Raw genomic sequence first — 24,837 nt, forward strand, 5'->3', positions numbered from 1 at the left:
TTATTCCGGCCGCTGCGCGGGGGGGGGGGGGGCCGCGGGGCGGGCGTACGGTGTTCTCGACAGACCGGCGGCCTGGGGCGACACTTGTGCGGCCCCCGGGGCCGTCCGGCCCTACGTCCTTGATCCCTAGAGGAAGGTGCGCGCGTGCCCCGCCGCAGAATCGGCTTCTGGTACCGCTTCGCCGCGGTGATCTGCAAACCGCCGCTGGTGGTTCTGATCAAGCGGGACTGGCGTGGAATGGAGCACATTCCGGCCGAGGGCGGATTTATCACCGCGGTGAATCACAATTCGCACATCGATCCCTTCGCGTACGCGCACTTTCAGTACAACACCGGCCGGGTTCCGCGATTCCTCGCGAAGAGCGGCCTTTTCAAGAAGGGATTCGTCGGCGCCGCCATGCGCGGCACCGGGCAGATCCCCGTCTACCGGGAGACCACGGACGCGCTGAGCGCCTTCCGGGCCGCGATCGACGCCGTGGAGCGCGGCGAGTGCGTCGCGTTCTACCCCGAGGGCACCATCACCCGCGACCCCGACCAGTGGCCCATGACCGGCAAGACCGGTGCCGCACGCGTCGCCCTGCAGACCAAGTGCCCGGTGATCCCGGTCGCGCAGTGGGGCGCCAACGAACTGCTGCCGCCCTACGCCAAGAAGCTCAACCTCCGTCCGCGCAAGACCCACAAGGTGCTCGCGGGCCCGCCCGTGGACCTCGCGCGTTTCTACGACAAGGAGATGACCCCGGACCTGCTGAAGGAGGCGACCGAGGTCATCATGGCCGCCATCACGGCCCAGCTGGAGGAGATCCGCGGCGAGAAGGCGCCGAAGACGCCGTACGATCCGCGTCAGGAGCGCATCGAGCAGCGGCGCCGCACTGCCGCGCAGAACCGGCAGGCGCAGCCGAAGGCCGAGCAGGAAAAGGCCGAGCAGGAAGAGGGGCAGGGCACGTGAGCAAGCCCGTCAAGGCGGCAGTTCTGAGTGCGGGTTCGTGGGGTACGGCCTTCGGCATCGTCCTCGCCGACGCGGGATGCGAGGTCACCCTCTGGGCGCGTCGCCCCGAGGTCGCCGACGCCATCAACTCGACCCGTACGAACCCGGACTACTTCCCCGGCGTCGAGCTCCCGCAGGGCATGCGGGCGACCACCGACCCCGCCCAGGCCATGGCGGACGCCGACTTCACGGTGCTGTCCGTCCCGTCCCAGACCCTGCGCGCCAACCTCGCCGAGTGGACGCCGATGCTGGCGCCGGGCACGGTCCTGGTGTCCCTGATGAAGGGCGTCGAACTCGGCACCGCCATGCGGATGAGCGAGGTCATCGAGGACGTGGCCAAGGTCGGCCAGGACCGCATCGCCGTGGTCACCGGGCCCAACCTGGCCCGCGAGATCGCCGCGCGGATGCCCGCCGCCGCCGTGGTCGCCTGCACCGACGAGTCCGTCGCGCAGCGCCTCCAGAGCGCCTGTCACACGCCGTACTTCAGGCCGTACACCGAGACCGACGTGGTGGGCTGCGAGCTGGGCGGTGCCGTGAAGAACGTCATCGGGCTCGCCGTCGGCATCGCGGACGGCATGGGCCTCGGCGACAACGCCAAAGGCTCCCTGATCACCCGCGGCCTCGCCGAGACCGCGCGGCTCGGTGTCGCGCTGGGCGCCGACCCGCTGACGTTCTCCGGACTCGCGGGCCTCGGCGACCTGGTGGCGACCTGCTCCTCGCCGCTGTCCCGCAACCACACGTTCGGCACCAACCTCGGCAAGGGCATGACCCTGCAGGAGACCATCGCGGTCACCAAGCAGACCGCCGAGGGCGTCAAGTCCTGTGAGTCCGTGCTGGATCTGGCCCGCCGGCACGGCGTCGACATGCCCATCACGGAGACGGTCGTCGGCATCGTCCACGAGGGCAAGCCGCCGGTGGTCGCGCTGAAGGAGCTGATGTCGCGCAGCGCCAAGTCCGAGCGACGCTAGGCGCTCCGCTTGGGGTGCGGTGGGGTTGTCCTTCGGCTGCGGCGCCGTCGGGGCTTGTCGCGCAGTTCCCCGCGCCCCTGAGGGCGCGCCCTGCGGGCGCGGCCCTTCCGGGGGTGCTGGTGAATCGCCAGCGTCAACGGACGCTGACTCCGGGGCCTACCACCGGGTACCCTCAACGCGATATGAGCACCGAGAACCTCCCCCAGAGCCCTGACCAGCCGCCCCGCAAGCCGCGCGTGGCCGTCGTGTTCGGCGGTCGCAGCTCCGAGCACGGGATCTCCATGGTCACCGCAGGCGCCGTCCTGCGCGCGATCGACCGGACGCGGTACGACGTGCTGCCGATCGGCATCACGCGCGGCGGCCGCTGGGTGCTCACCGCCGACGATCCCGAACGCATGGCGATCACCGACCGCCGTACGCCCGAGGTCGACGACCTCGCCGAGTCCAGCGAGGGCGGCGTGGTGCTCCCCGTCGACCCCGCGAGCCGCGAAGTGGTCTACAGCGAGCCCGGATCGGTGCCCAAGGCGCTCGGTGACGTCGACGTCGTCTTCCCGGTGCTGCACGGCCCCTACGGCGAGGACGGCACCCTCCAGGGCCTCCTGGAGCTCTCCGGCGTGCCGTACGTGGGCTCGGGCGTGCTCGCCTCGGCCGTCGGCCAGGACAAGGAGTACATGAAGCGGGTGTTCACCTCCTTCGGGCTCAAGGTGGGCCCGTACGTGGTGATCCGGCCGCGCGAGTGGGAGCGGGACGAGTCGGCCGCCCGCAAGAAGATCGTCGACCTGGCCGGCGAGCACGGCTGGCCGCTGTTCGTGAAGCCCGCGCGGGCGGGCTCGTCGATCGGCATCACCAAGGTCGAGGACATGGCCGGCCTGGACGAGGCCATCGCCGAGGCCCAGCGGCACGACCCCAAGATCCTCGTCGAGGCGGCGCTGCGCGGCCGGGAGATCGAGTGCGGGGTGCTGGAGTTCGAGGACGGCCCGCGCGCCTCCGTGCCGGCCGAGATCCCGCCGCCGGACGCGCACGCGTACTACGACTTCGAGGCCAAGTACATCGACTCCACGCCCGGCATCGTGCCGGCCCCGCTGACGGCCCAGGAGACGGCCGAGGTCCAGCGGCTCGCGGTGGACGCCTTCGAGGCGGCGTCGTGCGAGGGCCTGGTGCGGGCGGACTTCTTCCTCACCGAGGACGGGGAGTTCGTGATCAACGAGATCAACACGATGCCCGGGTTCACTCCGATCTCGATGTACCCGCAGATGTGGCAGGCGAGCGGGATCAGCTACCCGGAGCTGGTGGACCGGCTGATCCAGGCGGCGCTGCGGCGCTCCACCGGGCTCAGGTAGGCGGGCTCGGCGAACAGGCTCAGGAAAACGGGCTCAGCCAGGGTCCGCGACGGTCAGGTCGGCGATCCCCGTGGGGATCGCCTTCTTGATGGCCGGAGCCAGGTCGATCAGCGCACCCGAGCTGTCCACCCCGTCGGGCACGGTGACCTCGACGTACGCCCGGCGGCTCGCGGAGGTGAACCGGTACCCCCCGCCGTCCTGCTTCTCCATCAGCCACTTGACGCCTTCGACGCCCCCGGCCACCGCGTCCGGATCCCGGCCCTCGGCCACCTTGGGGTCGATCATCTTCGGCGGCCGTACGACACCGCAGCGCAGTATGATCGCCGGGTCGTCCCCCCAGCCCGCGGTCAGCGGGGACGCGGGCGAGGGATCCGCACGGCGCTCACCGTCGACCTTGGCCGGCAGTGCTTTGTCGAGGTTCTGACACAGCTTCGCCGCCGTGGTGCCGGGACTGGGAACCGCCGCCGACGCGCTGTCGTCTGCTGATGAGCAGCCCGCCGCGGTGATCAGCAGGACGAGCGCGGGCAGCCCGAGAACAGAAATGTGCCGGTGACGGAAAGAGTTCACCGGCCAAGGGTAGACGGGGGCTACAGATGTACGACCGGGCAGGTCAGGGTGCGGGTGATGCCGTCCACTTGCTGGACCTTCGCGACCACCATGCGACCCAGGTCGTCGACCGTGTCGGCCTGGGCGCGCACGATGACGTCGTACGGTCCTGTCACGTCCTCGGCCTGGATGACTCCAGGGATCTTGCTGATCGTCTCGGCGACGGTCGACGCCTTGCCGACCTCCGTCTGGATCAGGATGTACGCCTGTACCACGGAACCTCCAGGGCGGCCACGAGGATCATGTGGGGAAAAGGAACGCCACGGTATCGCGTCGCCGCTCGCCGCGGGGAGACCCGCGGGGACCGGGGCTTGCGCGCCGGGGTGCGGGCACGACAGAAGTTGACGTACACGTCGACCGTAGCGAGGACCGAAGTGACGCGCGACCGGGTGCGGACAGGGACAGAAGGGGCGTAAGGGCAATGAAGGGCACTGTTGGTGAGCTCGGCGAGTTCGGGCTCATCAGGGAGCTCACCTCCCGTCTCACCACCACCCCGGCGGTCCGGGTCGGCCCCGGCGACGACGCCGCGGTGGTGGCCGCGCCCGACCGCAGGGTGGTCGCCAGCACCGACATCCTGCTGGAGGGGCGGCACTTCCGCCGTGACTGGTCCACGGCCTACGACGTCGGCCGCAAGGCCGCCGCGCAGAACCTCGCGGACATCGCCGCCATGGGCGCGGTGCCGACCGCGCTGCTGCTGGGCCTGGTCGTGCCGGCCGAACTCCCGGTCACCTGGCCGACCGAGCTGATGGACGGGCTGCGCGACGAATGCCAGGTAGCGGGGGCCTCCGTGGTCGGCGGCGATGTCGTACGGGGCGACTCGATCATGGTGTCGATCACCGCGCTCGGCGATCTGCGCAACCAGGAGCCCGTCACGCGCGCCGGCGCGCAGCCGGGCGACCTCGTGGCGGTGACCGGCTGGCTGGGCTGGTCGGCTGCCGGATACGCCGTGCTGGCGCGGGGGTTCCGCTCGCCGCGCGCCTTCGTCGAGGCGCACCGGCGTCCCGAGCCGCCGTATCACGCGGGTCCGGCCGCGGCCGGGCTCGGCGCGACCGCCATGTGCGACGTGAGCGACGGGCTGATCGCCGACCTCGGGCACATCGCCGAGGCCAGCAAGGTCCGCATCGACATCCGCTCCGGCGCGATCGACATCCCGTCCCAGATGAACGACATCGGGCAGGCCGTCGGCGTCGATCCCATGCAGTGGGTGCTGACCGGGGGAGAGGACCACGCGATCGTCGCGACCTTCCCGCCCGACGTGAAGCTCCCGGCCCGCTGGAAGGTCATCGGCGAGGTCCTCAACCCCTCCGCGCTGCCCCAGGTGACGGTGGACGGGGCGCCGTGGACCAAGAAGGGCGGCTGGGACCACTTCGGCGGGGACATCGAGTCATGATCCCCCATGTCCTCACGGTGGCGGGCTCCGACTCGGGCGGCGGCGCCGGCATCCAGGCCGACCTGAAGACGATGCTCGCGCTCGGCGTGCACGGCATGAGCGTGATCACGGCGGTCACCGCGCAGAACTCCCTCGGCGTGCAGGGCGCTTGGGAACTGCCCGTGGAGGCCGTGCGCGCCCAGTACCGCAGCGTCGTGGACGACATCGGCGTCCAGGCGATCAAGACCGGGATGCTGGCGTCCGCCGAACTCGTCGAGACGGTGGCGGAGTTGATCGGGGCCACGGACGCGCCGGCGGTCGTCGACCCGGTCGGCGTCTCCAAGCACGGGGACCCGCTGCTCGCGGCCTCGGCGCTGGACTCCGTACGCACGAAACTGCTGCCGGTGGCGACCGTCGCGACCCCCAACCTCGACGAGGTGGCCCAGCTCACCGGAGTCCGGGTGGAGGCGGAGGAGCAGCTGCGCCAGGCCGCGGCGGCCGTGCTGGCGTACGGGCCGCGCTGGGTGCTGATCAAGGGCGGCCATCTGCCCGGGGACGCCGTGGATCTGCTGACGGACGGTTCCGCGGAGCACTGGCTGCGGGCACCCCGGTACGACAACCGGCACACCCACGGCACGGGCTGCACGCTCGCCTCGGCCATCGCCTCGGGGCTCGCCAAGGGGCTGCCCGTGCCGGAGGCGGTGGCGGCGGCCAAGGAGTACGTCACCGGGGCGATCAGGGCGGGGTTCGCGCTCGGTGGCGGGATCGGGCCCGTGGATCACGGGTGGCGGTTCCGCGAGGACTCGTAGCGGCTCGGGCGACGGTTCAGGCCGTGCGGGACCGGCCGCTCGGGCGCAGCAAAAAGCCGGTCCACCGAGGTGGACCGGCTCTGTGCAGCGAACCAGCAGTGGCCGCGCGCTCAGCTGTTGGCGTCAGCGCGAGACCTTGCCGGCCTTGATGCACGAGGTGCAGGCGTTCACGCGCTTCGGCGTCCCGCCGACCACGGTACGGACGCGCTGGATGTTCGGGTTCCAGCGACGGGACGTACGGCGGTGCGAGTGCGAGATGTTGTTGCCGAAGCCCGGCCCCTTGCCGCAGACGTCGCAGTTGGCAGCCACGGGTCACTCCAAAGACTTCAGATCCACTTACGGTTAATCCCGGCATGCCGGGATCGAGATCTAGGATCAGAGATCTGAGTGACATTGCCAGGGGAACGGCCCGATCTGCATCGGGCAACCGGAGCAGCATACAACGACTGCGCCAGTAGAACGAAACTACCATGCCTGCTCAGGGGCCCGCTCCCGGCCCACTTCCGGCGCACACCGGCTCTGGGTCTACGCTGCGTGCCACGTTCGGCCGCTCAAGGAGGCGCAGGTGGCGCAGGTGCCGCAGACATTCGATGCTCTCGCGGTGCGCACCTGGTGCGGCCTCGCGCTGGAGTCACTCGGACGGGCGCGCGAGGAGATCGACGCGATCAACGTCTACCCCGTGGCCGACGGCGACACGGGGACGAACCTCTACCTGACCGTGGAGTCGGCGGTCGCGGCCGTGGAGGCCGTCTTCACCGCGTACGACGTCGGCAGACCCACGCTCGCGGACGCGGCCCGCGCGATGGCGCACGGGGCTCTCATAGGCGCCCGGGGGAACTCCGGGACGATCCTCGCCCAGCTGCTGCGGGGCATGGCCCAGGTGCTCTCCGCCGAAGGTGAGACGGCTCACACCGACGGCCCCGGTCTGCGTCTCGCCCTGCGGCACGCGGCCGACTCCGCCCGCCAGGCCGTGGCCCACCCGGTCGAGGGCACCGTCCTCACGGTCGCCTCGGCCGCCGCGGACGCGGCCGACGGGACCGAGGGCGAGGACTGCGGGGCGGTCGCGCGGGCGGCGTACGAGGGGGCGCGTGCGGCGCTGGCGGCCACGCCCGGGCAGCTGGCGGTCCTGGAGCGCGCGGGGGTCGTCGACGCCGGTGGGCGCGGGCTGGTGGCGGTGCTGGGCGCCCTGGTGGAGACGGTCACGGGGGAGGCGGTCCCCGTGGTGGTGTCCGGGGCGCCCGCGCGCGTGGAGCCCGAGGCCGAGGAGTGCGCCGACACCGTGGACGAGGGCGGGCCCGCCTTCGAGGTGATCTACCTGCTGGAGGCCGAGGACGCGGCCGTGGACCGGCTGCGCGAGCGGCTCGACGGGCTCGGGGACTCACTCGTGATCGTCGGCGGTGACGGGCTGTGGAACGTCCATGTGCACGTCGACGACGCCGGGGCCGCCGTGGAAGCAGGCGTCGAGGCCGGGCGGCCGTACCGGATCCGGATCACCCACTTCGGTGCCGGTGACGTGCACACCACCGGTGCCGAGCGGCCGCCCCGGGAGCGGGCCCAGCGGGCCGTGGTCGCCGTCGTGCCCGGCGAGGGTCTGGCCGGGCTCTACGGCGAGGCCGGCGCGACCACCGTCCTCGCGCGCCCCGGGGAGCCGCCCGCGAGCGGGGAGCTCGTGGAGGCCGTACGGCGTGCCCACGCACGCGAGGTGGTGCTGCTGCCCAACGACGCCGAGCTGCGGCACACGGCGGCCGCCGCGGCCGAGCAGGCCCGCGCGGAGGGCATCCGGGTGGCGCTGATCCCGACCCGGTCCGCGGTCCAGGGCATCGCCGCGCTCGCCGTGCACGAACCGGAGCGCCGCTTCGACGAGGACGTGGTGTCCATGACCTCGGCGGCCGGCGCGACCCGCTACGCCGAGGTCGCCGTCGCCGAACGCCAGTCCTGGACCATGGCCGGCATCTGCCAGGCCGGCGACGTCCTCGGCCTCGTCGACGGCGACGTCGCCGTGATCGGTACGGACGTCACCGCCACCGCCGAGACGGTCCTCGACCGGATGCTCTCGGCCGGCGGCGAGCTCGTCACCCTCGTCCTCGGCGACGAGGCGCCCGAGATGATCGCCGAGCACCTCGAGGCACGCGTGCGTGAGGCCTATCTCGCCGTCGACACGGTGGTGTACCGGGGCGGGCGGCAAGGGGCGCTGCTGCTCATCGGCGTGGAGTGACCGGAGGGCCGGGCAAACGGAGGACTCAAGCGAACGGAGGGCTCCCTCCCGTTACTCGGCGTCCTGTTCCTGGACCACCTGAAGCATCTGCTCGGCCTCCGCCCGCCGCTCCCGCGCCGCCTCGTCGGCCGCGTCATGACCCTCGTACGCCGACAGCACGGCACGCGCGCGTGCGGCGGCCCGCTCCGGGCGGCTCAGGTCGGCCTCCAGCCAGCCCGCGGCGAGTTCGGCGCCGGTGCGGCTGTGCAGCGCGTCGTCGCCGAGGGCGGCGAACACCGCGACGGCCTGGGTCACCTGGGCCAGGGCCGCCTCCAGTGCGGCCCGGATCGACTCGTCCTCGGCGTCCTCCGTGGCCGAGCGGGCGAGCAGATCGCTGAACTGCCGGTGGGTGTGGCCGAGTTCGGCGACCATCCGCCGGCGTGCCTCCTCGTCGTCGTCCGAGTCGAGCGCCGCCGAGTCCAGTGCCTCCGTGCACGCGCTGATCGCGCTCGCCATCAGCGCCGACGCCGTGTCGTCCCCGCAGTCCCGGCCACCCTCGTCCCGGCCGCCCGCCGTGTCCTCCAGCCGCAGCGCCAGCCACGCGCGGGCGCGCAAGGAGCGGACGAGGCCGTGGACGTTGCCGAGCTCGCGCCACAGGGCGCCCGCGCGCGCGTACGCCTGGTCGGCCTCGATGTGCAGGCCCGCGTGGCCGAGGGACTCGGCGGCGAGGTGGGCGAGCGTGGCGTGATCGTGCTGCTCGGGCCAGTGCCGGGCGATCTCGGCGGCCTGAAGGCGGCGTTCGGCGGCCTCACGGTGTTCGCCGAGCTCGCTCAGACAGTCGCCGAGCCACCACTGGGTCTGCACGACCGCGCCGTCGCCGTGCATCTCGGCGGTCAGATCGGGCAGCGCCGACTCCAGGACCTCCGCCGCCTCGGCGAACCGTCCCTGCCGCAGCAGGAACCCGCCGAGCTGCTGTCGCGCCCAGGACCCCAGCGTCCGGCTCTCGCCCGCCTCGTCGGCCCAGTGCGCCGCCTCCAGGGCGTGCTCCGCGGCCTCCTCGGCCAGCCCCCGGCCGCCGAGCACCTCCGCCAGCTGGAGATGCAGCTGGGCCCGCCCCGGCGCCTCCAGGTGCGGCCCGCCGTGCTCCAGGGCCGCGCGCAGCGCCCGCTCGGCCTGAGCCGTGTCGCCCAGATGGTGCGCGAGACCGGCCAGCCGGGCCTCGTACTCCACCGCGAACCACGGCAGCCCCGCCTCGACGAACGCCTCCGAAGCCCGCGCGAACAGCTCCGCCGCCCGCTCCAGGTCCCCGGCGAGCGCCGCCAGCTCCGCAAGCATGGCCTGCGCCTCCGCCGCCCGCGAGGCGAGCCGTACGTCGTCCCCGGCCCGGCCGTCGACGAGCGCGAGCACCTCACCGGCGGCGGCCCCGGCGTCGGCCAGGGCGGCCTCCTGAGTGACGCCCTCCGCCTCGTGCACCCGCCGCATCAGGATCCGCGCCCGGCTCATCAGCACGGCCGCCGTCTGCCGTACGCCCGTGCCGTCCTCGGCGTACAGCGCGAGGACCCGGTCGTACAGGTCGGCGATCACCGCGAGGGCCTCGGGAACATCGCCGGTGAGAGCGCGTACGTACGCTCCACGCGCGCGTGCCGCCAGCGCCTCCCCGGGGTCGCCCGCCTCCGCGTACAGCCCGGCGGCCTCCTCGAACAGGGCGACGCCCTCCGGGCCCAGGTCCATCGCCTGGTGATCGGCGATCTCCGCGCGGTCGCGTGCGGCCAGCTCGACGCCCTCGGCGGCCCGCGAGACGGCCGCCCAGGCCTCGATGGCGTGCGGCTGCAAGGTGTCCGACAGCCGGCGTGCCTCGATCAGGAGCGCGGCCAGGTCGGGCGCTGTCCCGCCCTCGGCCCCGCCGGACACGGTCGCCGTGGCGGGCGCGGGCGCCGCCACCCCAGCGGGCCGTGCCGCCGCCGTACGCACCCCGAGCGGCAGCCGTTCCACCAGCGGCCGCTGGTCCATACGCGCGCGTGCCCGCTCGCTGACGTGTGCCGTGCCGTTGCGCCGGTCGAAGCCCGCCGCCAGCGTGAGGGCCTCCCCACGCGCGTGAGCGGCCAGTTCACGGGCGCTCCAGTCACGGCCGGCCGGGCCGGGAACCCGCTGGTCGCCCAGTCCCAGCTCGCCCAGACGGTCCATGAGGAGGGCCACCACCGCCATGAACTCCAGCTTGCTGCGCGGATGCCCGTCGTCCGTGAAGTACGCGGGCCGCTCGGCGAGCAGCTCCAGGCCGCGCGCCTCGTTGCCGCTGAGCGCGCAGAACTCCACGTGGTCCGCGTAGGCGGCGCGCATGCTCTCCATGGCCCGTACGAGCCGGAAGCCCCGCAGATGGTGGGCGCGGGCCTCGTCCAGGCGGCCCAGCCGCAGCAGCGGCGCCAGGGAGGAGGCGAGGACGGTGTGCGGCTCGTGGGCGCAGGTGAACTCGCCCGCCAGGACCGGCCCCCACAGCCGGATCGCCTCGGCGTCCCGGCCCCGCTCGGCCTGCCACCAGCCCTGCCCGTGCAGCTCGCACGCGTGGCAGTCGGCCATGCCGTCCCGGTCGGCGGCCAGCCAGGCGGCGTACGCCCGCTCGGCGCGCGGCACGTCCCCGACATGCGCGGCCACACTGAACTCGGCGCTGCGCACGGCCCGTTCGGAGTGCCCGGCGAGCCGGTAGCGGTGCTCCATCTCGCCGAGCCACTTCTCGATCGAGGCCAGCGGGATGTGCGGCTGGTCGAGCATGCCGGACGACATCCACTTGAAGACCCAGTGCAGCGAGTGGGTCTCGTACTCGTCGAAGTCCTCGGGGCGCTCGTCCCACATGCGCAGCAGACGCGCGAAGGGGACGAACATCTTGTCCTTCTCGGAGCTGTAGTTGTAGACCTTCAGCTGGTGTCCGAGCGCCTCGATCACGGCGAGCGGGATGCTCAGCTTCTCGGCCTCGGCGAGCAGCTGCTCCGCGCGCGCGTTGCGGGCGGGACCCTCCGGCTCCTCGCCGTTCTCCGCCATCGCCCGGCGCAGCGAGTCGAAGTCCGTGACGTCGCTCATCGGCGGCCCTCCTCGCCGTTCGTGGCCCACTCCAGCAGGCCGATGAAGGCCCGGTTCAGCAGGGCCGAGTCCGCGGGCCTGAGCGGACGCTGTGCCATCAGCAGCGCCTGCCCGTACAGGGACTCGGTGGCGGTGCCGATCAGCTCCGGATCACCCAGGGAACTGATCCGCCGGATCAGCGGGTTGAGGTGGTTGAGCACCAGACGCGCGCGTGGCGCGCCGCCGCGCAGCGAGCCGAGGATGCCCGCCCACAGGTCGTCGGCCTGTTCCTCGGCCTCCGCGCGGGCCTGCTCGTGCCGGGCCGCCCGGTCGTCCAGGTGCAGCGCGGGCACCGACAGCGGGTGGAAGGCGCGCAGGACGACATCACAGCCCAGCGGGTCCAGCTTCGCCCGCGCGGCCGCCAGGAAGCCCGCGAGGGCCAGCTCCTCGGCCGGGTCGACGGCGTCCAGATGGGCGGTCACGGTGTCGGCGTCCAGTTCGGCGACGACCGTCCCCGGCCGCACCGACGGCAGGGCCTCGACCAGCTCGCTGTCGTACGTGTAGCCGCCGTTGATCACCCCGACGCCCTGCGCGGACGCGATCGGCGCGACCTGGCGGTACTCCTCGACGGTCCGCGTGAAGTGCACCACGGGGTGCCGCTGCGCGAACTCCTCCAGCGACAGCCGTCCGTCGGTCGTCTCGAACGGCAGCCACGGCAGCATCGTCCGCAGCATCTCCTTGTCGTGCCGCGCGAGCGACTTCACACCCAGGTGGTGCACGGCCAGGAACGCCGCAAGCCGTTCCGGATCACCGGCCGCGAGCCCCGTCAGCCAGGACCGAATCCTTTCGCCCAGCGCCTCCCGCACGGCCGCCAGCGTCTCGTCCTCGTACAGCGACTCACGCGAGGCCGTGGGCCTGAGGCTGTCCGTGTCGAGCACGCAGCGCACGAAGAACGCCCAGTCGGGCAGCAGCTGTTCGGCGCGCTCGGTGAGCAGCATGCCCTTGAGGTGGACGCGATGACCCGCCCGCTGGGCCGGGCTCACCGACGAGGGGAGGACGTACGCCACACCACGGATCCCGGCGAGCGGCACGTCCAGGTCGACCGAGTCCAGCGGCGTGAAGCCGAACAGGTCGTGACAGTGCCGCGCCAGGGCCACCCTGCGGTTGGCGGGGGAGGGGTACGGCCGGTCCCAGGGCGCGGGCAGGTCGGTGACCGCCTCGCCGCCGACCCGGACGTCGTACGGCAGCAGCGAGCCGAAGTCCCGCGCCAGCGCCAGCACCCGGTCCTCGGCCAGCCACTCTGCGGCACCGGCCCGCGCCACCAGGTGCACGGTGGTGCCCGGTTCGGTACGGGCGTCGTCAGGCAGCGTCCGCACGGTGTACGAACCGTCGTCCGTCGCCGTCCACTCCACCGGCGCGGCGGCCGGCGTACGGGCGCTGCGGCTGACCACCCGGATCCGCTCGGCGACCACGAAACAGGCCAGCAGACCGATGCCGAACTGCCCCAGGAAGTCGGACCGCGCCTCCTGCAGCCCCTCGGCACGCTTGGAGCTGCGCCCGATGGTCGCGAGGAGGCTGTGCACGTCCGCCTCGGTGAGCCCGACCCCCGAGTCCTCGACCCGCAGGGCGCCCGCCTCCGCGTACAACCGCACCCTGGCCGGCGCGCCCGGCTCCTCGGCGCGTCTGGCGGTGATCGCGTCGACGGCGTTCTGCAACAGCTCGCGCAGGTAGACCTTCGGGCTGGAGTAGAGATGGTGGGAGAGCAGGTCCACCAGACCACGCAGGTCGACCTGGAATGTATGAGGTGGCTGGGGCGGCTGAGGTGCCTGGGATGACTGTGAGGTCTGGGAGTCCATCGTCACGGCGCCGTTGGGGGGATTAGGGACGGCGCGGGGTCGGGCGGTCCCGGTGAGGCGGTGACCGCGAAAGGATGGCCGGAGCGCGCCATCCTAGAGCCGAAACGAAACGTCTGACCAGGGGTTTCCGGGACGTTTACCGGGACGGGCGCCGCGACCTCTACGGCATTGTCAGTGCCGTGGTGTGGAATGGATCTCGTGCCCGCACTGGAAGAACCACTGAAGAAAGTGCTCGGCCCTCCCACCGCCAAGGTGATGGCCGAGCACCTCGGCCTGCATACCGTCGGCGACCTCCTGCACCACTACCCGCGCAGATACGAGGAGCGCGGCCAGCTCACACACCTGGCCGACCTCCCCATGGACGAGCACGTGACGGTGGTCGCCATGGTCGCCGACGCCCGCCTGCACACCTTCGCCTCCTCGAAGGCCCCCCGCGGCAAGGGCCAGCGCCTCGAAGTCACGATCACGGACGGCAGCGGCCGCCTCCAACTGGTCTTCTTCGGCGCGGGCGTTCACAAGCCCCACAAGGAGCTCCTGCCGGGCACCCGGGCGATGTTCGCGGGCAAGGTCTCCGTCTTCAACCGCCGACTCCAACTCGCACACCCGGCGTACGAGTTGCTGCGCGGCGCCGACGACGAGGCGGCGGAGACGGTCGAGACCTGGGCCGGCGCCCTGATCCCGATCTACCCCGCCACCGCCAAACTGGAGTCCTGGAAGATCGGCAAGGCGATCCAGACGGTCCTGCCCAGCGCCCAGGAAGCCGTCGACCCCCTCCCGGACACCCTCCGCGCCGGCCGTGGCCTGGTCACCCTCCCCGAGGCCCTCCTCAAGATCCATCGCCCGCACACCAAGGCCGACATCGAGGACGCCCGCTCCCGCCTCAAGTGGGACGAGGCCTTCGTCCTCCAGGTCGCCCTGGCCCGCCGCCGCCACGCCGACGCCCAACTCCCGGCGGTGGCCCGCAAACCCAAGCCGGACGGCCTGCTGACGTCCTTCGACGACCGCCTCCCGTTCACCCTCACCGAGGGCCAGCAGAAGGTGTCGAGGGAGATCTTCGACGACCTGGCGACCGAGCATCCGATGCACCGGCTGCTCCAGGGGGAAGTCGGATCGGGAAAGGCCCAACCCCTCGACGCGCTCGTGCTCACACCTGCCGGTTTCCGCCGGATGGGGGAGATGCGGGTCGGTGACGAAGTCGTCGTACCGGACGGGGAGATCGCGCTGATCGACGGCGTCTTCCCGCAAGGAGAGCGCGATGTGTGGCGCATGGTCCTTTCCGACGGAAGTGCTGTGGAGTGCGACGACGAGCATCTCTGGATCGTCGGAACGAGTAGTGGGTGGCACCGGGGCCAAGCGCCCAAGGTCATGACGACGCGGGAGATCCGTCTCGACACGTTCGAGGCGAACGGGTCTTCGAAGTGGTACATCCCGGCCGCAGCCCCCGTCGACCTGGGAGGCGACTCCAGGCTGCCACTGGACCCCTATCTGTTCGGCCTTCTCCTCGGGGACGGCTCATTCCGGCACAACCTGCGGCTGTCCACGACCGACGACGAGATCCACGATGCCGTGGCCGCCGCCGTGGCGCCGGAATGCCGTCTCGTACCGGTGAAGGGCTCTCACTGCGACTACACGATCCAGCTCTCCCAACGAGTCGGCGGAGGGCGCAACCCGGTGATCCAGACCCTGCGGGATCTCAACCTCTGGGGCGAGACGTCGCACGGCAAGTTCGTTCCCGACGAGTTCAAGAACACATCGGTCAAGAACCGTCTCGCTCTGCTGCAAGGGCTCCTGGACACCGATGGCACGATCAAGGCGGACGGCATGAGCGTGTCGCTCTGCACGGCCTCGCGCAGGCTTGCGGACGATGTCGCCTGGCTGGTGCGCTCGCTCGGCGGCCGTGCCCGCGTCCTGCCGAAGCGAGCGGCGTTCAACGTCTCGGTCGCGTTGCCCGACGAGTACACGCCGTTCAGGCTGACCCGCAAGGCCGACCGCGTCCGGCCACGGCCGAAATACAACACCTTCCGGCGGGGAATCCGCGGCGTCGAGCACGTGGGGCGAAAGCCGGTGCAGTGCATCAGCGTGGCGCACCCGAGCCACGCATACGTCACGGACAACTTCACGGTCACCCACAACACGATGGTGGCCCTCCGCGCCATGCTCGCCGTCGTCGACGCGGGCGGTCAGGCCGCCATGCTCGCGCCCACCGAAGTCCTCGCCCAGCAGCATCACCGTTCGGTCGTGGAGATGATGGGCGAGCTGGCCGAGGGCGGCATGTTGGGCGGTGCCGAGCAGGCCACCAAGGTGGTGCTGCTGACCGGTTCCATGGGCGCGGCAGGCCGCCGCCAGGCCCTGCTCGACCTGGTCACCGGCGAGGCCGGGATCGTCATCGGCACACACGCGTTGATCGAGGACAAGGTGCAGTTCCACGACCTCGGCCTGGTCGTCGTCGACGAACAGCACCGCTTCGGCGTGGAGCAGCGCGACGCCCTGCGCGGCAAGGGAAAACAGCCGCCCCACCTGCTCGTCATGACGGCCACCCCCATTCCGCGCACCGTCGCCATGACCGTCTTCGGCGACCTGGAGACCTCGGTCCTCGACCAGCTCCCGGCCGGCCGCTCACCCATCGCCTCCCACGTCGTCCCCGCCGCCGACAAGCCCCACTTCCTGGCCCGCGCCTGGGAGCGGGTGCGCGAGGAGGTCGAGGGCGGCCATCAGGCGTACGTCGTCTGCCCCCGCATCGGCGACGAGGAGGACGACCCGAAGAAGACCGGCAAGAAGAAGTCCCCCGAGGACGAGGCCGAGAAGCGCCCGCCGCTCGCCGTCCTGGAGGTGGCCGACCAGCTCGCCAAGGGCCCCCTCCAAGGCCTGCGCGTCGAGGTGCTGCACGGCCGTATGCACCCCGACGACAAGGACGCCGTCATGCGCCGCTTCGCCGCCGGCGAGACCGACGTCCTGGTCGCCACCACGGTCATCGAGGTCGGCGTGAACGTCCCCAACGCCACCGCGATGGTCATCATGGACGCCGACCGCTTCGGCGTCTCCCAGCTCCACCAGCTCCGCGGCCGGGTCGGCCGTGGTTCGGCGGCGGGCCTCTGTCTCCTGGTCACGGAGATGCCGGAGGCCAGCGCGGCCCGCCAGCGCCTCAACGCGGTGGCGTCGACCCTGGACGGCTTCGAACTCTCCCGCATCGACCTCGAACAACGCCGCGAGGGCGACGTCCTGGGCCAGGCCCAGTCGGGAGCCCGTACTTCGCTGCGGGTCCTCGCCGTGATCGAGGACGAGGAGATCATCGCCGAGGCGCGGGACGAGGCGGCGGCACTGGTGGCGGCGGACCCTGAGCTGACGCAGCTTCCAGGCCTACGCACGGCTCTGGACGCCCTCCTGGACGAGGAGAGGGAGCAGTACTTGGAAAAGGGCTAGAGGCGAGTACCTCAGGGGCGCGGGGAACTGCGCGACCAGCCACACTGATACCTAAAGCCGCCCACAACCAAGGACCACAGATGACCCGCGTGATCGCCGGCGCAGCCGGCGGACGTCGCCTGGCCGTGCCCCCCGGCACGGGAACCCGCCCCACCTCCGACCGCGCACGCGAAGGTCTCTTCTCCACCTGGCAGTCCCTCCTCGGCGGCCCACTGCAGGGCGAACGCGTCCTCGACCTGTACGCCGGCTCGGGCGCGGTCGGCCTGGAAGCCCTGTCCCGAGGCGCGAGCCACACCCTCCTCGTCGAGGCGGACGCCAGAGCCGCCCGCACAGTCAGGGAGAACGTCAAGAACCTCGGTCTCCCCGGCGCCGAGGTCAGATCGGGCAAAGCTGAACAGATCATCCAGACCCCGGCACCGACGGCGCCGTACGACATCGCCTTCCTGGACCCCCCGTACCGAGTCACAGATCACGATCTTCGCGAGATCCTGCTCACACTCCGCTCAGGGGGCTGGCTCGCACCGGACGCACTCGTCACCGTGGAGCGCAGCACCAGAGGTGGCGAATTCCGGTGGCCGGACGGTTTCGAAGCGATCCGGGCCCGTCGTTACGGCGAGGGAACGTTTTGGTACGGTCGCGCCGCCTCCACGTGCGAAGACGCACGATGACCGGACCCGAGAGCGAGGGATCACCAGTGCGCCGCGCCGTCTGTCCCGGGTCGTTCGACCCGATCACCAACGGACACCTCGACATCATTTCCCGCGCCTCGAGGCTGTATGACGAGGTCTACGTCGCCGTCATGATCAACAAGGCCAAGAAGGGCCTGTTCGAGGTCGACGAGCGACTCGACCTGATCCGCCAGGTCACGGCCGAGTACGGAAACGTACGCGTCGAGGCCTTCCACGGCCTCCTCGTCGACTTCTGCAAGCAGCGCGACATCCCGGCCATCGTGAAGGGCCTGCGCGCGGTCAGCGACTTCGACTACGAGCTGCAGATGGCCCAGATGAACAACGGCCTGTCGGGCGTGGAGACCCTCTTCGTCCCCACCAACCCGACCTACAGCTTCCTGTCCTCCTCCCTCGTCAAGGAGGTGGCGACCTGGGGCGGCGACGTCTCCCACCTCGTGCCGCCGGTGGTTCTGGAGGCCCTCAACAAGCGCCTGCGCAAGGACTGATGGGACTACAGTCGTCCCGTCCGTCTCCATCACAGCTGTAGAGAGTGGCGAGCACACGGTGGACGTGCAGAAGAAGCTCGACGAGATCGTCGCCTCGGTCTCAGGTGCCCGGTCGATGCCCATGTCGGCCTCGTGCGTGGTCAACCGCGCCGAACTTCTCTCGATGCTGGAAGAGGTCCGCGCGGCCCTGCCCGGTTCCCTCGCCCAGGCCCAGGAGCTGATCGGCGGCCGTGAGCAGATGGTCGAGCAGGCCCGTCAGGAGGCCGAGCGGATCATCCAGGGCGCGCACGCCGAGCGCGGCTCCCTGATCTCCGACACCGAGGTCGCGCGCCGCTCCCAGGCCGAGGCCGACCGCATCCTCGCCGAGGCCCGCAAGGAGGCCGAGGACGTCCGCGCGGAGGCCGACGACTACGTCGACTCCAAGCTCGCCAACTTCGAGGTCGTCCTCACCAAGACCCTCGGCTCCGTCGGCCGCGGCCGCGAGAAGCTCCTCGGCACCGGCCCCGGCACCGACGAGAACGGCTACGAGGACGAGGACGCCCCCGAGCGCAGCCACGACCCGGAGACCCTGCGCCGCAGCGCCGACGAATACGTCGACGTCAAGCTCGGCGCCTTCGAGGCGGTCCTCGCCAAGACCCTGGAGGCCGTGGGCCGCGGCCGGCAGAAGCTGCACGGCCGGATCGCCACCGACGACCTCGGCGCCCTCGCCGACGACACCGGCACCGTCCAGCACTCCAGCGACGCCGACTACCTCGCCGACCTCGCCGCCCTCGCGGAGCAGGACGCCCCGGCGGCCCCCGCCGAGCAGCAGACGGCGGCCGTACCGCCCCAGCCGCAGTACGACCCGCAGACCGCGCAGCCGGCGTACGGCTACCAGCAGCAGACCGCGGATCCGTACGGCTACCAGCAGCAGTACGGCGGCCAGCAGGACCCGTACGGCTACCAGCAGGCCGACCCCTACGCCTACCAGGGCTACGCTCCCCAGCAGGCCGCCTACGACCCGAACCAGGTCCAGCAGCAGGTACCGCAGCAGGCCCCGCAGGGCGATCAGGGATACGCCCTCGACGAGACCAGCCTCTTCGACACCAGCATGATCAGCGCGGAGCAGTTGCGGGCCTACGAGCAGGGGCGGGGCCAGTAGGAGGCCACCGGATTGGGCCGGGAGCGAAAGGTCCAGTATCCTGGCTCTTCGGTCGCGTGTACGTCCGCGATCAACGCTGCCCGGGCGACACCGAAGGGCAGTGACCTCTGAGCTCAGCAGATCGAAAGCAGGAATGGCGTGACAGCCCGCCTCGACCACCGCAACCCTCTCGTGTTCGACACACACGAGCTGGGTCGGCGGCCCGGTGCGCTGCAGCGCCTGACCCGCGAGATCGACGCTCCCAAGGACTTCGGTATCCAGGGGGTCGTCGGAGTGCCGGAAGGCGCCCCGGTGGAGCTCGAACTCCGCCTTGAGTCGGTCATGGAAGGGGTGCTTGTCACAGGCACCGCCCGTGCACAGGCCGAGGGGGAGTGCGTAAGGTGTCTGGAGCCGCTTCAGCTCGACGTCGAAGCGGACTTCCAGGAGATGTTCTCGTACCCTGACGCCGATGACCGGGGCCGCCACCACAGTGCGGAACCCGGCGACGACGCCGAGGACGACGAGGACAGGCTCTTTCTCGAGGACGGCCTGTTCGACCTCGAACCCGTGCTGCGTGATGCGGTGGTGCTCGCACTGCCGATGCAGCCGGTGTGCCAGGAAGACTGCCCAGGGCTGTGCGCCGAGTGCGGCGCGCGTCTCGCGGACGACCCGGACCACCACCACGACGCCGTCGACATCCGTTGGGCGGCACTGCAGGGACTCGCCGGTTCACTCGGAGACGGCGAGAAGGACGAGATGAGCGGCGCTGACGCGGAAGCGGGCGTCGACGAGAAGCAGGAGAAGTAGCCGTGGCTGTTCCGAAGCGGAAGATGTCGCGCAGCAACACGCGCCACCGCCGGTCGCAGTGGAAGGCTGCGGTCCCCACCCTGGTTGCGTGCGAGCGCTGCCACGAGCCCAAGCAGCAGCACATCGCGTGCCCGTCTTGCGGCACCTACAACAAGCGCCAGGTCCTCGAGGTCTGAGCGGCTGGTGAGAGGCACTGTGTCCACTGCCAAGAAGGCGGAAGACGCCAAGGCGGACCCACACGCCCGTAAGAAGGCGGACAACCAGGCCTCGTCCCACACGCTGTTGGAAGGGCGGCTCGGGTACAAGCTCGAGTCCGCCCTTCTGGTGCGTGCGCTGACCCACCGTTCGTACGCGTACGAGAACGGCGGCCTGCCCACCAACGAGCGCCTGGAGTTCCTCGGGGACTCCGTCCTCGGCCTCGTTGTCACGGACACGCTGTACCGCACCCACCCCGACCTGCCCGAAGGCCAGCTGGCCAAGTTGCGGGCCGCGGTGGTCAACTCGCGTGCGCTGGCGGAGGTCGGTCGTGGCCTCGAACTCGGCTCCTTCATCCGGCTCGGCCGTGGTGAAGAGGGCACGGGAGGCCGGGACAAGGCATCGATCCTCGCCGACACCCTGGAAGCGGTGATCGGCGCGGTCTATCTCGACCAGGGCCTGGACTCGGCGGCGGAGCTGGTGCACCGCCTGTTCGACCCCCTGATCGAGAAGTCCTCGAACCTCGGAGCCGGCCTGGACTGGAAGACGTCCCTCCAGGAGCTCACCGCGACCGAGGGGCTCGGTGTCCCCGAGTACCTGGTCACGGAGACCGGCCCCGACCACGAGAAGACCTTCACTGCTGCCGCCCGCGTCGGAGGCGTCTCGTACGGCACCGGCACCGGCCGCAGCAAGAAGGAGGCGGAGCAGCAGGCCGCCGAGTCCGCGTGGCGGTCCATCCGGGCCGCTGCGGACGAGCGAGCCAAGAAGGCGAAGGCGGCAGCGGATGCCGCCGAGCCGGACACCGCTGAGTCCGACGCCGACGCGTCGTCGGCCTCCGCCTGACCGAACAGAGCGATCCGAGCGCCCGTACCCCGCCGTGGGGCGGGCGCTCGGTCCATTCAGACGCAGGTTGACGGGGGATCCCATGCCCGAGTTGCCCGAGGTGGAGGTCGTACGGCGCGGCCTGGAGCGGTGGGTCGCCCATCGCGCGGTCGCCGACGCCGAGGTGCTGCACCCGCGTGCCGTACGGCGTCACCTCGCCGGCGCGGACGACTTCGCGCACCGCCTCAAGGGCCACCGCATCGGCACCCCGAGCCGCCGCGGCAAGTACCTGTGGCTGCCGCTTGAGGACACGGACCAGTCGGTCCTGGCCCACCTCGGGATGAGCGGCCAGCTACTGGTCCAGCCGCACACCGCGCCCGACGAGAAGCACCTGCGGATCCGTGTGCGGTTCGCGGACGCGCTCGGCACCGAGCTGCGCTTCGTCGACCAACGCACCTTCGGCGGGCTGTCGTTGCACGACAACACCGCCGACGGCCTGCCCGACGTCATCGCGCACATCGCCCGCGACCCCCTGGACCCGCTCTTCGACGACGAGGCCTTCCACCAGGCCCTGCGCCGCAAGCGCAGCACCATCAAACGGGCCCTGCTCGACCAGTCGTTGATCAGCGGCGTCGGCAACATCTACGCGGACGAGGCCCTTTGGCGGTCCCGGCTGCACTACGAGCGTCCGACCGCGACCTTCACCCGCCCGCGCAGCCTCGAACTCCTGGGCCATGTGAGGGACGTGATGAACGCTGCCCTCGCGGTGGGCGGCACCAGCTTCGACAGCCTGTATGTCAACGTCAACGGTGAGTCGGGCTACTTCGACCGGTCGCTCGACGCGTACGGCCGTGAGGGCCTGCCCTGCAAGCGGTGCGGTACGCCGATGCGGCGGCGGCCCTGGATGAACCGGTCCAGCTACTTCTGCCCGAAGTGTCAGAGGGCGCCGCGCGTCTCGTCGTAACGCTGACGTGCGTCGAGCACGTCGTCCATCTGCCCCTCCACGAAGTGGATGAGGCTCAGCAGCCGCTCGGCGACCCCGCGGCCCAGCGGCGTCAGCTCGTAGTCGACCCGTGGCGGGTTCGTCGGCTGGGCCTCGCGGTGCACCAGGCCGTCGCGCTCCAGGGCGTGCAGCGTCTGGGACAGCATCTTCTCGCTGACGCCGTCGACGCGGCGGCGCAGCTCGTTGAAGCGCAGCGAGCCCTCGTACAGGGCGCCGATCGTGAGTCCGCCCCAGCGGCCCGTGACGTGCTCCAGCGTGCCGCGCGAGGGACAGGCCTTGGCGAACACGTTGTACGGGAGGTCCTGTGCCTCCGTGCGCTCGTGCGTGGTGTCCATTCCCCAAGCGTACTCCAACACAGCGCTGACGCATGGTTTGCGCTAACTTCCAGTTAGCTGCCTGGGAAATGCGCGCGCGCCGGGCGCCGACCTCGCAGTAGCCTGCCCGTCGAGCCGTCACCAGGGGGACGGCACCTTTGGGGGTAGGTGTGTGGGACGGCCCGTTCTACCGGGTGCGCAGGGACGAGTACGAGATCTGCTTCGTGGCGGGCGTGGGGGAGGACATCGACGAGGTCCGCGACGTCGACATGTGGGTGACGTTCGCCGACGGGCAACGCTGGTCCGGGACCGTCTTCACCCTCGACGAGGCGCGCCGCCTGATGGACCTCCGGCAGGAGACCGGGGAATGCCTCGGCGGCCGGTACTTCTACGGCTGGGACAACCTGATCGTCCGGGACCCGGGCCTGCCCGCCATGGTCCGGGTCATCGACGAACTCGTCACCACCGGCGACTACCGGTCGGCCCTGCGGCCGCTGGGGCTCGCCGAGGACGAGGACGAGGACTGACCGTCAGGGCCGTCGCGGCTCTCAGTAGCCGAAGTCCTGTGTCCACCAAGGCCCGCCGGCGCCGAAGTGCACACCGACTCCCAGGGTCTTGAAGTCGCAGTTCAGGATGTTGGCCTTGTGGCCCGGGCTGTTCATCCAGGCGTCCATCACCGCGGCGGCGTCGGACTGGCCGCGGGCTATGTTCTCGCCGCCGAGGTCGGTGATGCCGGCCTTCGCGGCACGGTCCCAGGGGGACAGCCCGCCGGGGTCGGTGTGGTCGAAGAAGCCCCGCGCGGCCATGTCCTCGCTGAAGTCCTGGGCCAGGTCCGTGAGCGAGCTGTTGGCGGCGACCGCGCTGCAGCCGACCTGGGCGCGCTCCTGGTTGACGAGCTGAAGCACCTCGGCCGCGGCGGCGGCCTGGGCGGACACCTCCACAGGGGCGCCGGCCTGCTCGCGCTCGGGCTCCTTCGTCTTCTCCGGCGCCTTCGTGGCCGTACGGGAAGGAGTCTCCTTCGGCTTCTGGCTGGGGGTGGCCGACGGCTTCTTCGACGGGGTCTTCGTCGGTGCGGCCGACGACGTCGACGGCGCCGGCGAGGCGGGCCGCTCGGCGTCACGGCTGGTGGAGCCGCCGTCCTGGCTGTCGGCGTCGCCGGCCGTGCCGCCCTGCTCGGTGGGGGCGTTGGTCGGGCTGTCGGCGGCCTGCACCTTGTCGGCGCCGCTGCCGCCGCCGAGCTGGTAGTTGTCGATGCCGGGCACGACGCCCGTGGCGACCGCGACCGTGCCCAGGGCGACCGCGGCGGAGACACCGAGCAGCCCGGTCTTCACCGGCGCCACGGCCTTCTTCTTGCGCCGGCGGTGCGAGCCGCCCCCGGGGCGCCGCGAGCCGGCGCTGGGCGTGAAACCGTCACTGCGGAACGCGGCGGTCTCGGTGTCCGGGAACGTCGTGGTGCCGGTGATCCGGTCGTAGTCGTCGTCCGAGGCGAACAGGTAGGCGTCGCTCTTCGCGTAGGCCTCGGCGTACGCCTCCGGGTTCAGATAGGGCGCGATGCCCATCGTCGGGCGGTCGCCGCCGTACGAGTCCAGCGGGTCGTGGCCCTCCGTGAAGGAGCCGTCCGTATGTGTGACCCCCGTGGCGCGGCCTGTGGCGGCGCGGCCGGCGGCGGAGCGTCGGTGGCGTCCCATGTTCTGGCCTTCCTCGTCCCTGCGGTCTCAAGATCCCCACAGAACTCACTCGATCGTGTGAGTTTCATATGGGATTCATTGGGTGGGGACGGTACCCCATCGCGCCAGAGGAGGAAGTGCCCGGAGAGACATTGGCCCGTTAGGTTGCACTCATGAGCGAGGATGTACGGCTGGTCGCCTGGGTGCGTGGACGCGTCCAAGGTGTGGGTTTCCGCTGGTTCACGCGGGCCAAGGCCCTTGAGATCGGTGGCCTGAGTGGTTTTGCTCTCAATTTGGCCGACGGCCGGGTCCAGGTGGTCGCGGAGGGCTCGCGAGAGGGCTGTGAAGGGCTCCTCGGTTGGCTCGAGGGGGACGACACGCCCGGGCGGGTCGACGGTGTCACCGAGATCTGGGACACACCTCGTGGGGGTTACGACGGCTTCGCCATCCGCTGAGCCGTTTCTGTAAATCGGCCCTGACGCAAGCGGAGGGAATTGCCACCGGCAACTGCCCCGAGCAGAAATGAGCAGGTGGTTGCCAAGAAGCGCGGGTGATGGCAAGCTCCGCACCCAAGGATGATCGCCACGCCCCGAGGGCCCCGCAGGAGTCGCCGCACAGCCGCTTTCCGGCCGTGCGCCACCGGGTTCGCCCGCCAATACGGGGCGTGATCGTGTTGACCGTCAAACTTTTTGGTGAGACGCTGAAAGCCCCGCGCACCTTCGCTGTTTGGCGTGGCTGAACGGCAGCACAACTCCAGGCCTGCCAAGCAACCGCGGGTGCGAATCCCTCACGACCCACACCGCTTCGGTCGGTCACTCATTGTGGAGGACCATCCATCATGGCAAAGGCGCTTCTCGGTTACGTCGGCGGCTCCGACCCTCGACTCCTCGCCGAGATGCGACGGCTCCAGCAGCGCGTACAGGACCTGGAATCCGAGCTCGGTCGGATCCAGGCGGAGAACGACGCCCTGCAGGCTGCCGCTTCTCACGACAGGATCATGGAGAGCATCGACGCACACCAGGCGGAGCCTGCGCTCACCTGATCACTGCATCGCTCCACGACAGCACAAGCAGTGGTTGGGCAGCCCGTATCCCACCGCTAGGTAGTTGTCAGACGACTGGTAAGCAGCCGTCAGAAG

24 protein-coding genes are annotated in these 24,837 nt (G+C 71.1%); 17 read left to right on the plus strand and 7 right to left on the minus strand.

From position 1 onward, the window contains the following. Nucleotides 1–144: 144 nt before the first annotated feature. The 3 genes from L0P92_RS20650 to L0P92_RS20660 all read left to right on the plus strand — a co-directional run bounded on the left by L0P92_RS20650 (nt 145) and on the right by L0P92_RS20660 (nt 3,292). Nucleotides 145–945 (plus strand): lysophospholipid acyltransferase family protein, encoded by an 801-nt coding sequence (locus tag L0P92_RS20650; RefSeq protein ID WP_234764277.1) that lies wholly within the window; start codon nt 145–147, stop codon nt 943–945. Further along, a complete protein-coding gene (locus L0P92_RS20655; protein WP_234764278.1) occupies nt 942–1,952 on the plus strand; it encodes an NAD(P)H-dependent glycerol-3-phosphate dehydrogenase in 1,011 nt (336 codons plus the stop codon). Before L0P92_RS20650 ends, L0P92_RS20655 begins: the two co-directional genes overlap by 4 nt. Before the next feature lie 182 nt (nt 1,953–2,134). Then, nucleotides 2,135–3,292, plus strand: coding sequence for a D-alanine--D-alanine ligase family protein (locus L0P92_RS20660; protein WP_234764279.1), 1,158 nt, complete (start codon nt 2,135–2,137; stop codon nt 3,290–3,292). 33 nt (nt 3,293–3,325) lie between these two features. Here the strand turns inward: L0P92_RS20660 and L0P92_RS20665 are convergent, their stop codons facing one another. Together L0P92_RS20665 and L0P92_RS20670 are read right to left on the minus strand one after the other, a co-directional pair. Further along, nucleotides 3,326–3,859, minus strand: a complete 534-nt coding sequence (locus L0P92_RS20665) for a DUF3515 domain-containing protein (protein WP_234764280.1) — start codon at nt 3,857–3,859, stop codon at nt 3,326–3,328. Between the two features lie 20 nt (nt 3,860–3,879). Further along, a complete protein-coding gene (locus tag L0P92_RS20670) occupies nt 3,880–4,113 on the minus strand; it encodes an Lrp/AsnC family transcriptional regulator (protein ID WP_003997603.1) in 234 nt (77 codons plus the stop codon). A gap of 206 nt (nt 4,114–4,319) precedes the next feature. Here L0P92_RS20670 and L0P92_RS20675 point away from each other — a divergent pair, with 206 nt between their 5' ends. Beyond that, complete coding sequence (locus L0P92_RS20675; protein ID WP_234764281.1) at nt 4,320–5,288, plus strand: thiamine-phosphate kinase; 969 nt, start codon at nt 4,320–4,322, stop codon at nt 5,286–5,288. Next, on the plus strand, nt 5,285–6,076 hold the full coding sequence (gene thiD, locus L0P92_RS20680; RefSeq protein ID WP_234764282.1) for a bifunctional hydroxymethylpyrimidine kinase/phosphomethylpyrimidine kinase: 792 nt from the start codon (nt 5,285–5,287) through the stop codon (nt 6,074–6,076). Before L0P92_RS20675 ends, thiD begins: the two co-directional genes overlap by 4 nt. A 123-nt stretch (nt 6,077–6,199) precedes the next feature. Here the strand turns inward: thiD and rpmB are convergent, their stop codons facing one another. Continuing rightward, nucleotides 6,200–6,385 (minus strand): 50S ribosomal protein L28, encoded by a 186-nt coding sequence (gene rpmB, locus L0P92_RS20685; RefSeq protein WP_003993230.1) that lies wholly within the window; start codon nt 6,383–6,385, stop codon nt 6,200–6,202. Between the two features lie 256 nt (nt 6,386–6,641). On the opposite strand from rpmB, the gene L0P92_RS20690 reads away from it, so the two are divergent. Continuing rightward, nucleotides 6,642–8,291 (plus strand): DAK2 domain-containing protein, encoded by a 1,650-nt coding sequence (locus L0P92_RS20690; RefSeq protein ID WP_234764283.1) that lies wholly within the window; start codon nt 6,642–6,644, stop codon nt 8,289–8,291. Nucleotides 8,292–8,342: 51 nt separating this feature from the next. Here the strand turns inward: L0P92_RS20690 and L0P92_RS20695 are convergent, their stop codons facing one another. Together L0P92_RS20695 and L0P92_RS20700 are read right to left on the minus strand one after the other, a co-directional pair. Continuing rightward, nucleotides 8,343–11,342, minus strand: a complete 3,000-nt coding sequence (locus tag L0P92_RS20695; RefSeq protein WP_234764284.1) for a methyl-accepting chemotaxis protein — start codon at nt 11,340–11,342, stop codon at nt 8,343–8,345. Next, nucleotides 11,339–13,177, minus strand: a complete 1,839-nt coding sequence (locus L0P92_RS20700; protein ID WP_234764285.1) for an HSP90 family protein — start codon at nt 13,175–13,177, stop codon at nt 11,339–11,341. The genes L0P92_RS20695 and L0P92_RS20700 overlap by 4 nt, the downstream gene beginning before the upstream one ends. 189 nt (nt 13,178–13,366) lie before the next feature. Here L0P92_RS20700 and L0P92_RS20705 point away from each other — a divergent pair, with 189 nt between their 5' ends. The 8 genes from L0P92_RS20705 (at nt 13,367) to mutM (ending at nt 21,679) form a co-directional block, all read left to right on the plus strand. After that, entirely contained in the window at nt 13,367–16,597 is a 3,231-nt protein-coding gene (locus L0P92_RS20705) for a helicase-related protein (RefSeq protein WP_234764286.1), read from the plus strand. 80 nt (nt 16,598–16,677) lie between these two features. Beyond that, the gene (gene rsmD, locus L0P92_RS20710) at nt 16,678–17,265 is read left to right on the plus strand and encodes a 16S rRNA (guanine(966)-N(2))-methyltransferase RsmD (RefSeq protein ID WP_234764287.1); all 588 of its coding nucleotides are present in this window, start codon (nt 16,678–16,680) and stop codon (nt 17,263–17,265) included. Between the two features lie 26 nt (nt 17,266–17,291). Further along, nucleotides 17,292–17,771: a pantetheine-phosphate adenylyltransferase gene (gene coaD / locus L0P92_RS20715; RefSeq protein ID WP_217215171.1), complete on the plus strand. Its 480-nt coding sequence runs from the start codon at nt 17,292–17,294 to the stop codon at nt 17,769–17,771. 58 nt (nt 17,772–17,829) lie between these two features. Next, nucleotides 17,830–18,912 carry a F0F1 ATP synthase subunit B gene (locus tag L0P92_RS20720; protein ID WP_234764288.1) on the plus strand — a complete coding sequence of 361 codons (1,083 nt, stop codon included), beginning with the start codon at nt 17,830–17,832 and terminating at the stop codon, nt 18,910–18,912. Nucleotides 18,913–19,050: 138 nt separating this feature from the next. Beyond that, nucleotides 19,051–19,698, plus strand: a complete 648-nt coding sequence (locus L0P92_RS20725; protein WP_234764289.1) for a YceD family protein — start codon at nt 19,051–19,053, stop codon at nt 19,696–19,698. A gap of 2 nt (nt 19,699–19,700) precedes the next feature. Further along, nucleotides 19,701–19,874: a 50S ribosomal protein L32 gene (rpmF, locus tag L0P92_RS20730; RefSeq protein ID WP_003951102.1), complete on the plus strand. Its 174-nt coding sequence runs from the start codon at nt 19,701–19,703 to the stop codon at nt 19,872–19,874. A 7-nt stretch (nt 19,875–19,881) separates the two neighbouring features. Continuing rightward, nucleotides 19,882–20,736 carry a ribonuclease III gene (gene rnc / locus L0P92_RS20735; protein ID WP_234764290.1) on the plus strand — a complete coding sequence of 285 codons (855 nt, stop codon included), beginning with the start codon at nt 19,882–19,884 and terminating at the stop codon, nt 20,734–20,736. A gap of 82 nt (nt 20,737–20,818) precedes the next feature. Next, the gene (gene mutM / locus L0P92_RS20740; RefSeq protein WP_234764291.1) at nt 20,819–21,679 is read left to right on the plus strand and encodes a bifunctional DNA-formamidopyrimidine glycosylase/DNA-(apurinic or apyrimidinic site) lyase; all 861 of its coding nucleotides are present in this window, start codon (nt 20,819–20,821) and stop codon (nt 21,677–21,679) included. Here mutM and L0P92_RS20745 read toward each other — a convergent pair. Then, nucleotides 21,652–22,053 (minus strand): winged helix-turn-helix transcriptional regulator, encoded by a 402-nt coding sequence (locus tag L0P92_RS20745; protein WP_234764292.1) that lies wholly within the window; start codon nt 22,051–22,053, stop codon nt 21,652–21,654. The genes mutM and L0P92_RS20745 overlap by 28 nt on opposite strands. 137 nt (nt 22,054–22,190) lie before the next feature. On the opposite strand from L0P92_RS20745, the gene L0P92_RS20750 reads away from it, so the two are divergent. Next, a complete protein-coding gene (locus tag L0P92_RS20750) occupies nt 22,191–22,559 on the plus strand; it encodes a hypothetical protein (protein ID WP_234764293.1) in 369 nt (122 codons plus the stop codon). 21 nt (nt 22,560–22,580) lie between these two features. Here the strand turns inward: L0P92_RS20750 and L0P92_RS20755 are convergent, their stop codons facing one another. After that, nucleotides 22,581–23,720: a CAP domain-containing protein gene (locus L0P92_RS20755; RefSeq protein WP_234764294.1), complete on the minus strand. Its 1,140-nt coding sequence runs from the start codon at nt 23,718–23,720 to the stop codon at nt 22,581–22,583. Between the two features lie 152 nt (nt 23,721–23,872). Between L0P92_RS20755 and L0P92_RS20760 the strand changes: the two genes are divergently transcribed. Together L0P92_RS20760 and L0P92_RS20765 are read left to right on the plus strand one after the other, a co-directional pair. Continuing rightward, nucleotides 23,873–24,154, plus strand: a complete 282-nt coding sequence (locus tag L0P92_RS20760; RefSeq protein ID WP_217215096.1) for an acylphosphatase — start codon at nt 23,873–23,875, stop codon at nt 24,152–24,154. A 383-nt stretch (nt 24,155–24,537) separates the two neighbouring features. Continuing rightward, nucleotides 24,538–24,741 (plus strand): hypothetical protein, encoded by a 204-nt coding sequence (locus L0P92_RS20765; RefSeq protein ID WP_007493378.1) that lies wholly within the window; start codon nt 24,538–24,540, stop codon nt 24,739–24,741. The last annotated feature ends 96 nt before the right edge of the window (nt 24,742–24,837 follow it).

Source organism: Streptomyces muensis (assembly GCF_021474425.1).
GTDB classification, from domain to species: Bacteria; Actinomycetota; Actinomycetes; order Streptomycetales; family Streptomycetaceae; genus Streptomyces; species Streptomyces muensis.

Bases quoted from the DNA above. Each gene is read 5' to 3' on its own strand.
- L0P92_RS20660 (WP_234764279.1), top strand. From the start codon at position 2,135: ATGAGCACCGAGAACCTCCCCCAGAGCCCTGACCAGCCGCCCCGCAAG.
- L0P92_RS20745 (WP_234764292.1), bottom strand. From the start codon at position 22,053: ATGGACACCACGCACGAGCGCACGGAGGCACAGGACCTCCCGTACAAC.
- L0P92_RS20675 (WP_234764281.1), top strand. From the start codon at position 4,320: ATGAAGGGCACTGTTGGTGAGCTCGGCGAGTTCGGGCTCATCAGGGAG.
- L0P92_RS20700 (WP_234764285.1), bottom strand. From the start codon at position 13,177: ATGGACTCCCAGACCTCACAGTCATCCCAGGCACCTCAGCCGCCCCAG.
- L0P92_RS20765 (WP_007493378.1), top strand. From the start codon at position 24,538: ATGGCAAAGGCGCTTCTCGGTTACGTCGGCGGCTCCGACCCTCGACTC.
- mutM (WP_234764291.1), top strand. From the start codon at position 20,819: ATGCCCGAGTTGCCCGAGGTGGAGGTCGTACGGCGCGGCCTGGAGCGG.
- L0P92_RS20755 (WP_234764294.1), bottom strand. From the start codon at position 23,720: ATGGGACGCCACCGACGCTCCGCCGCCGGCCGCGCCGCCACAGGCCGC.
- rsmD (WP_234764287.1), top strand. From the start codon at position 16,678: ATGACCCGCGTGATCGCCGGCGCAGCCGGCGGACGTCGCCTGGCCGTG.
- L0P92_RS20705 (WP_234764286.1), top strand. From the start codon at position 13,367: ATGGATCTCGTGCCCGCACTGGAAGAACCACTGAAGAAAGTGCTCGGC.
- L0P92_RS20695 (WP_234764284.1), bottom strand. From the start codon at position 11,342: ATGAGCGACGTCACGGACTTCGACTCGCTGCGCCGGGCGATGGCGGAG.
- L0P92_RS20760 (WP_217215096.1), top strand. From the start codon at position 23,873: ATGAGCGAGGATGTACGGCTGGTCGCCTGGGTGCGTGGACGCGTCCAA.
- thiD (WP_234764282.1), top strand. From the start codon at position 5,285: ATGATCCCCCATGTCCTCACGGTGGCGGGCTCCGACTCGGGCGGCGGC.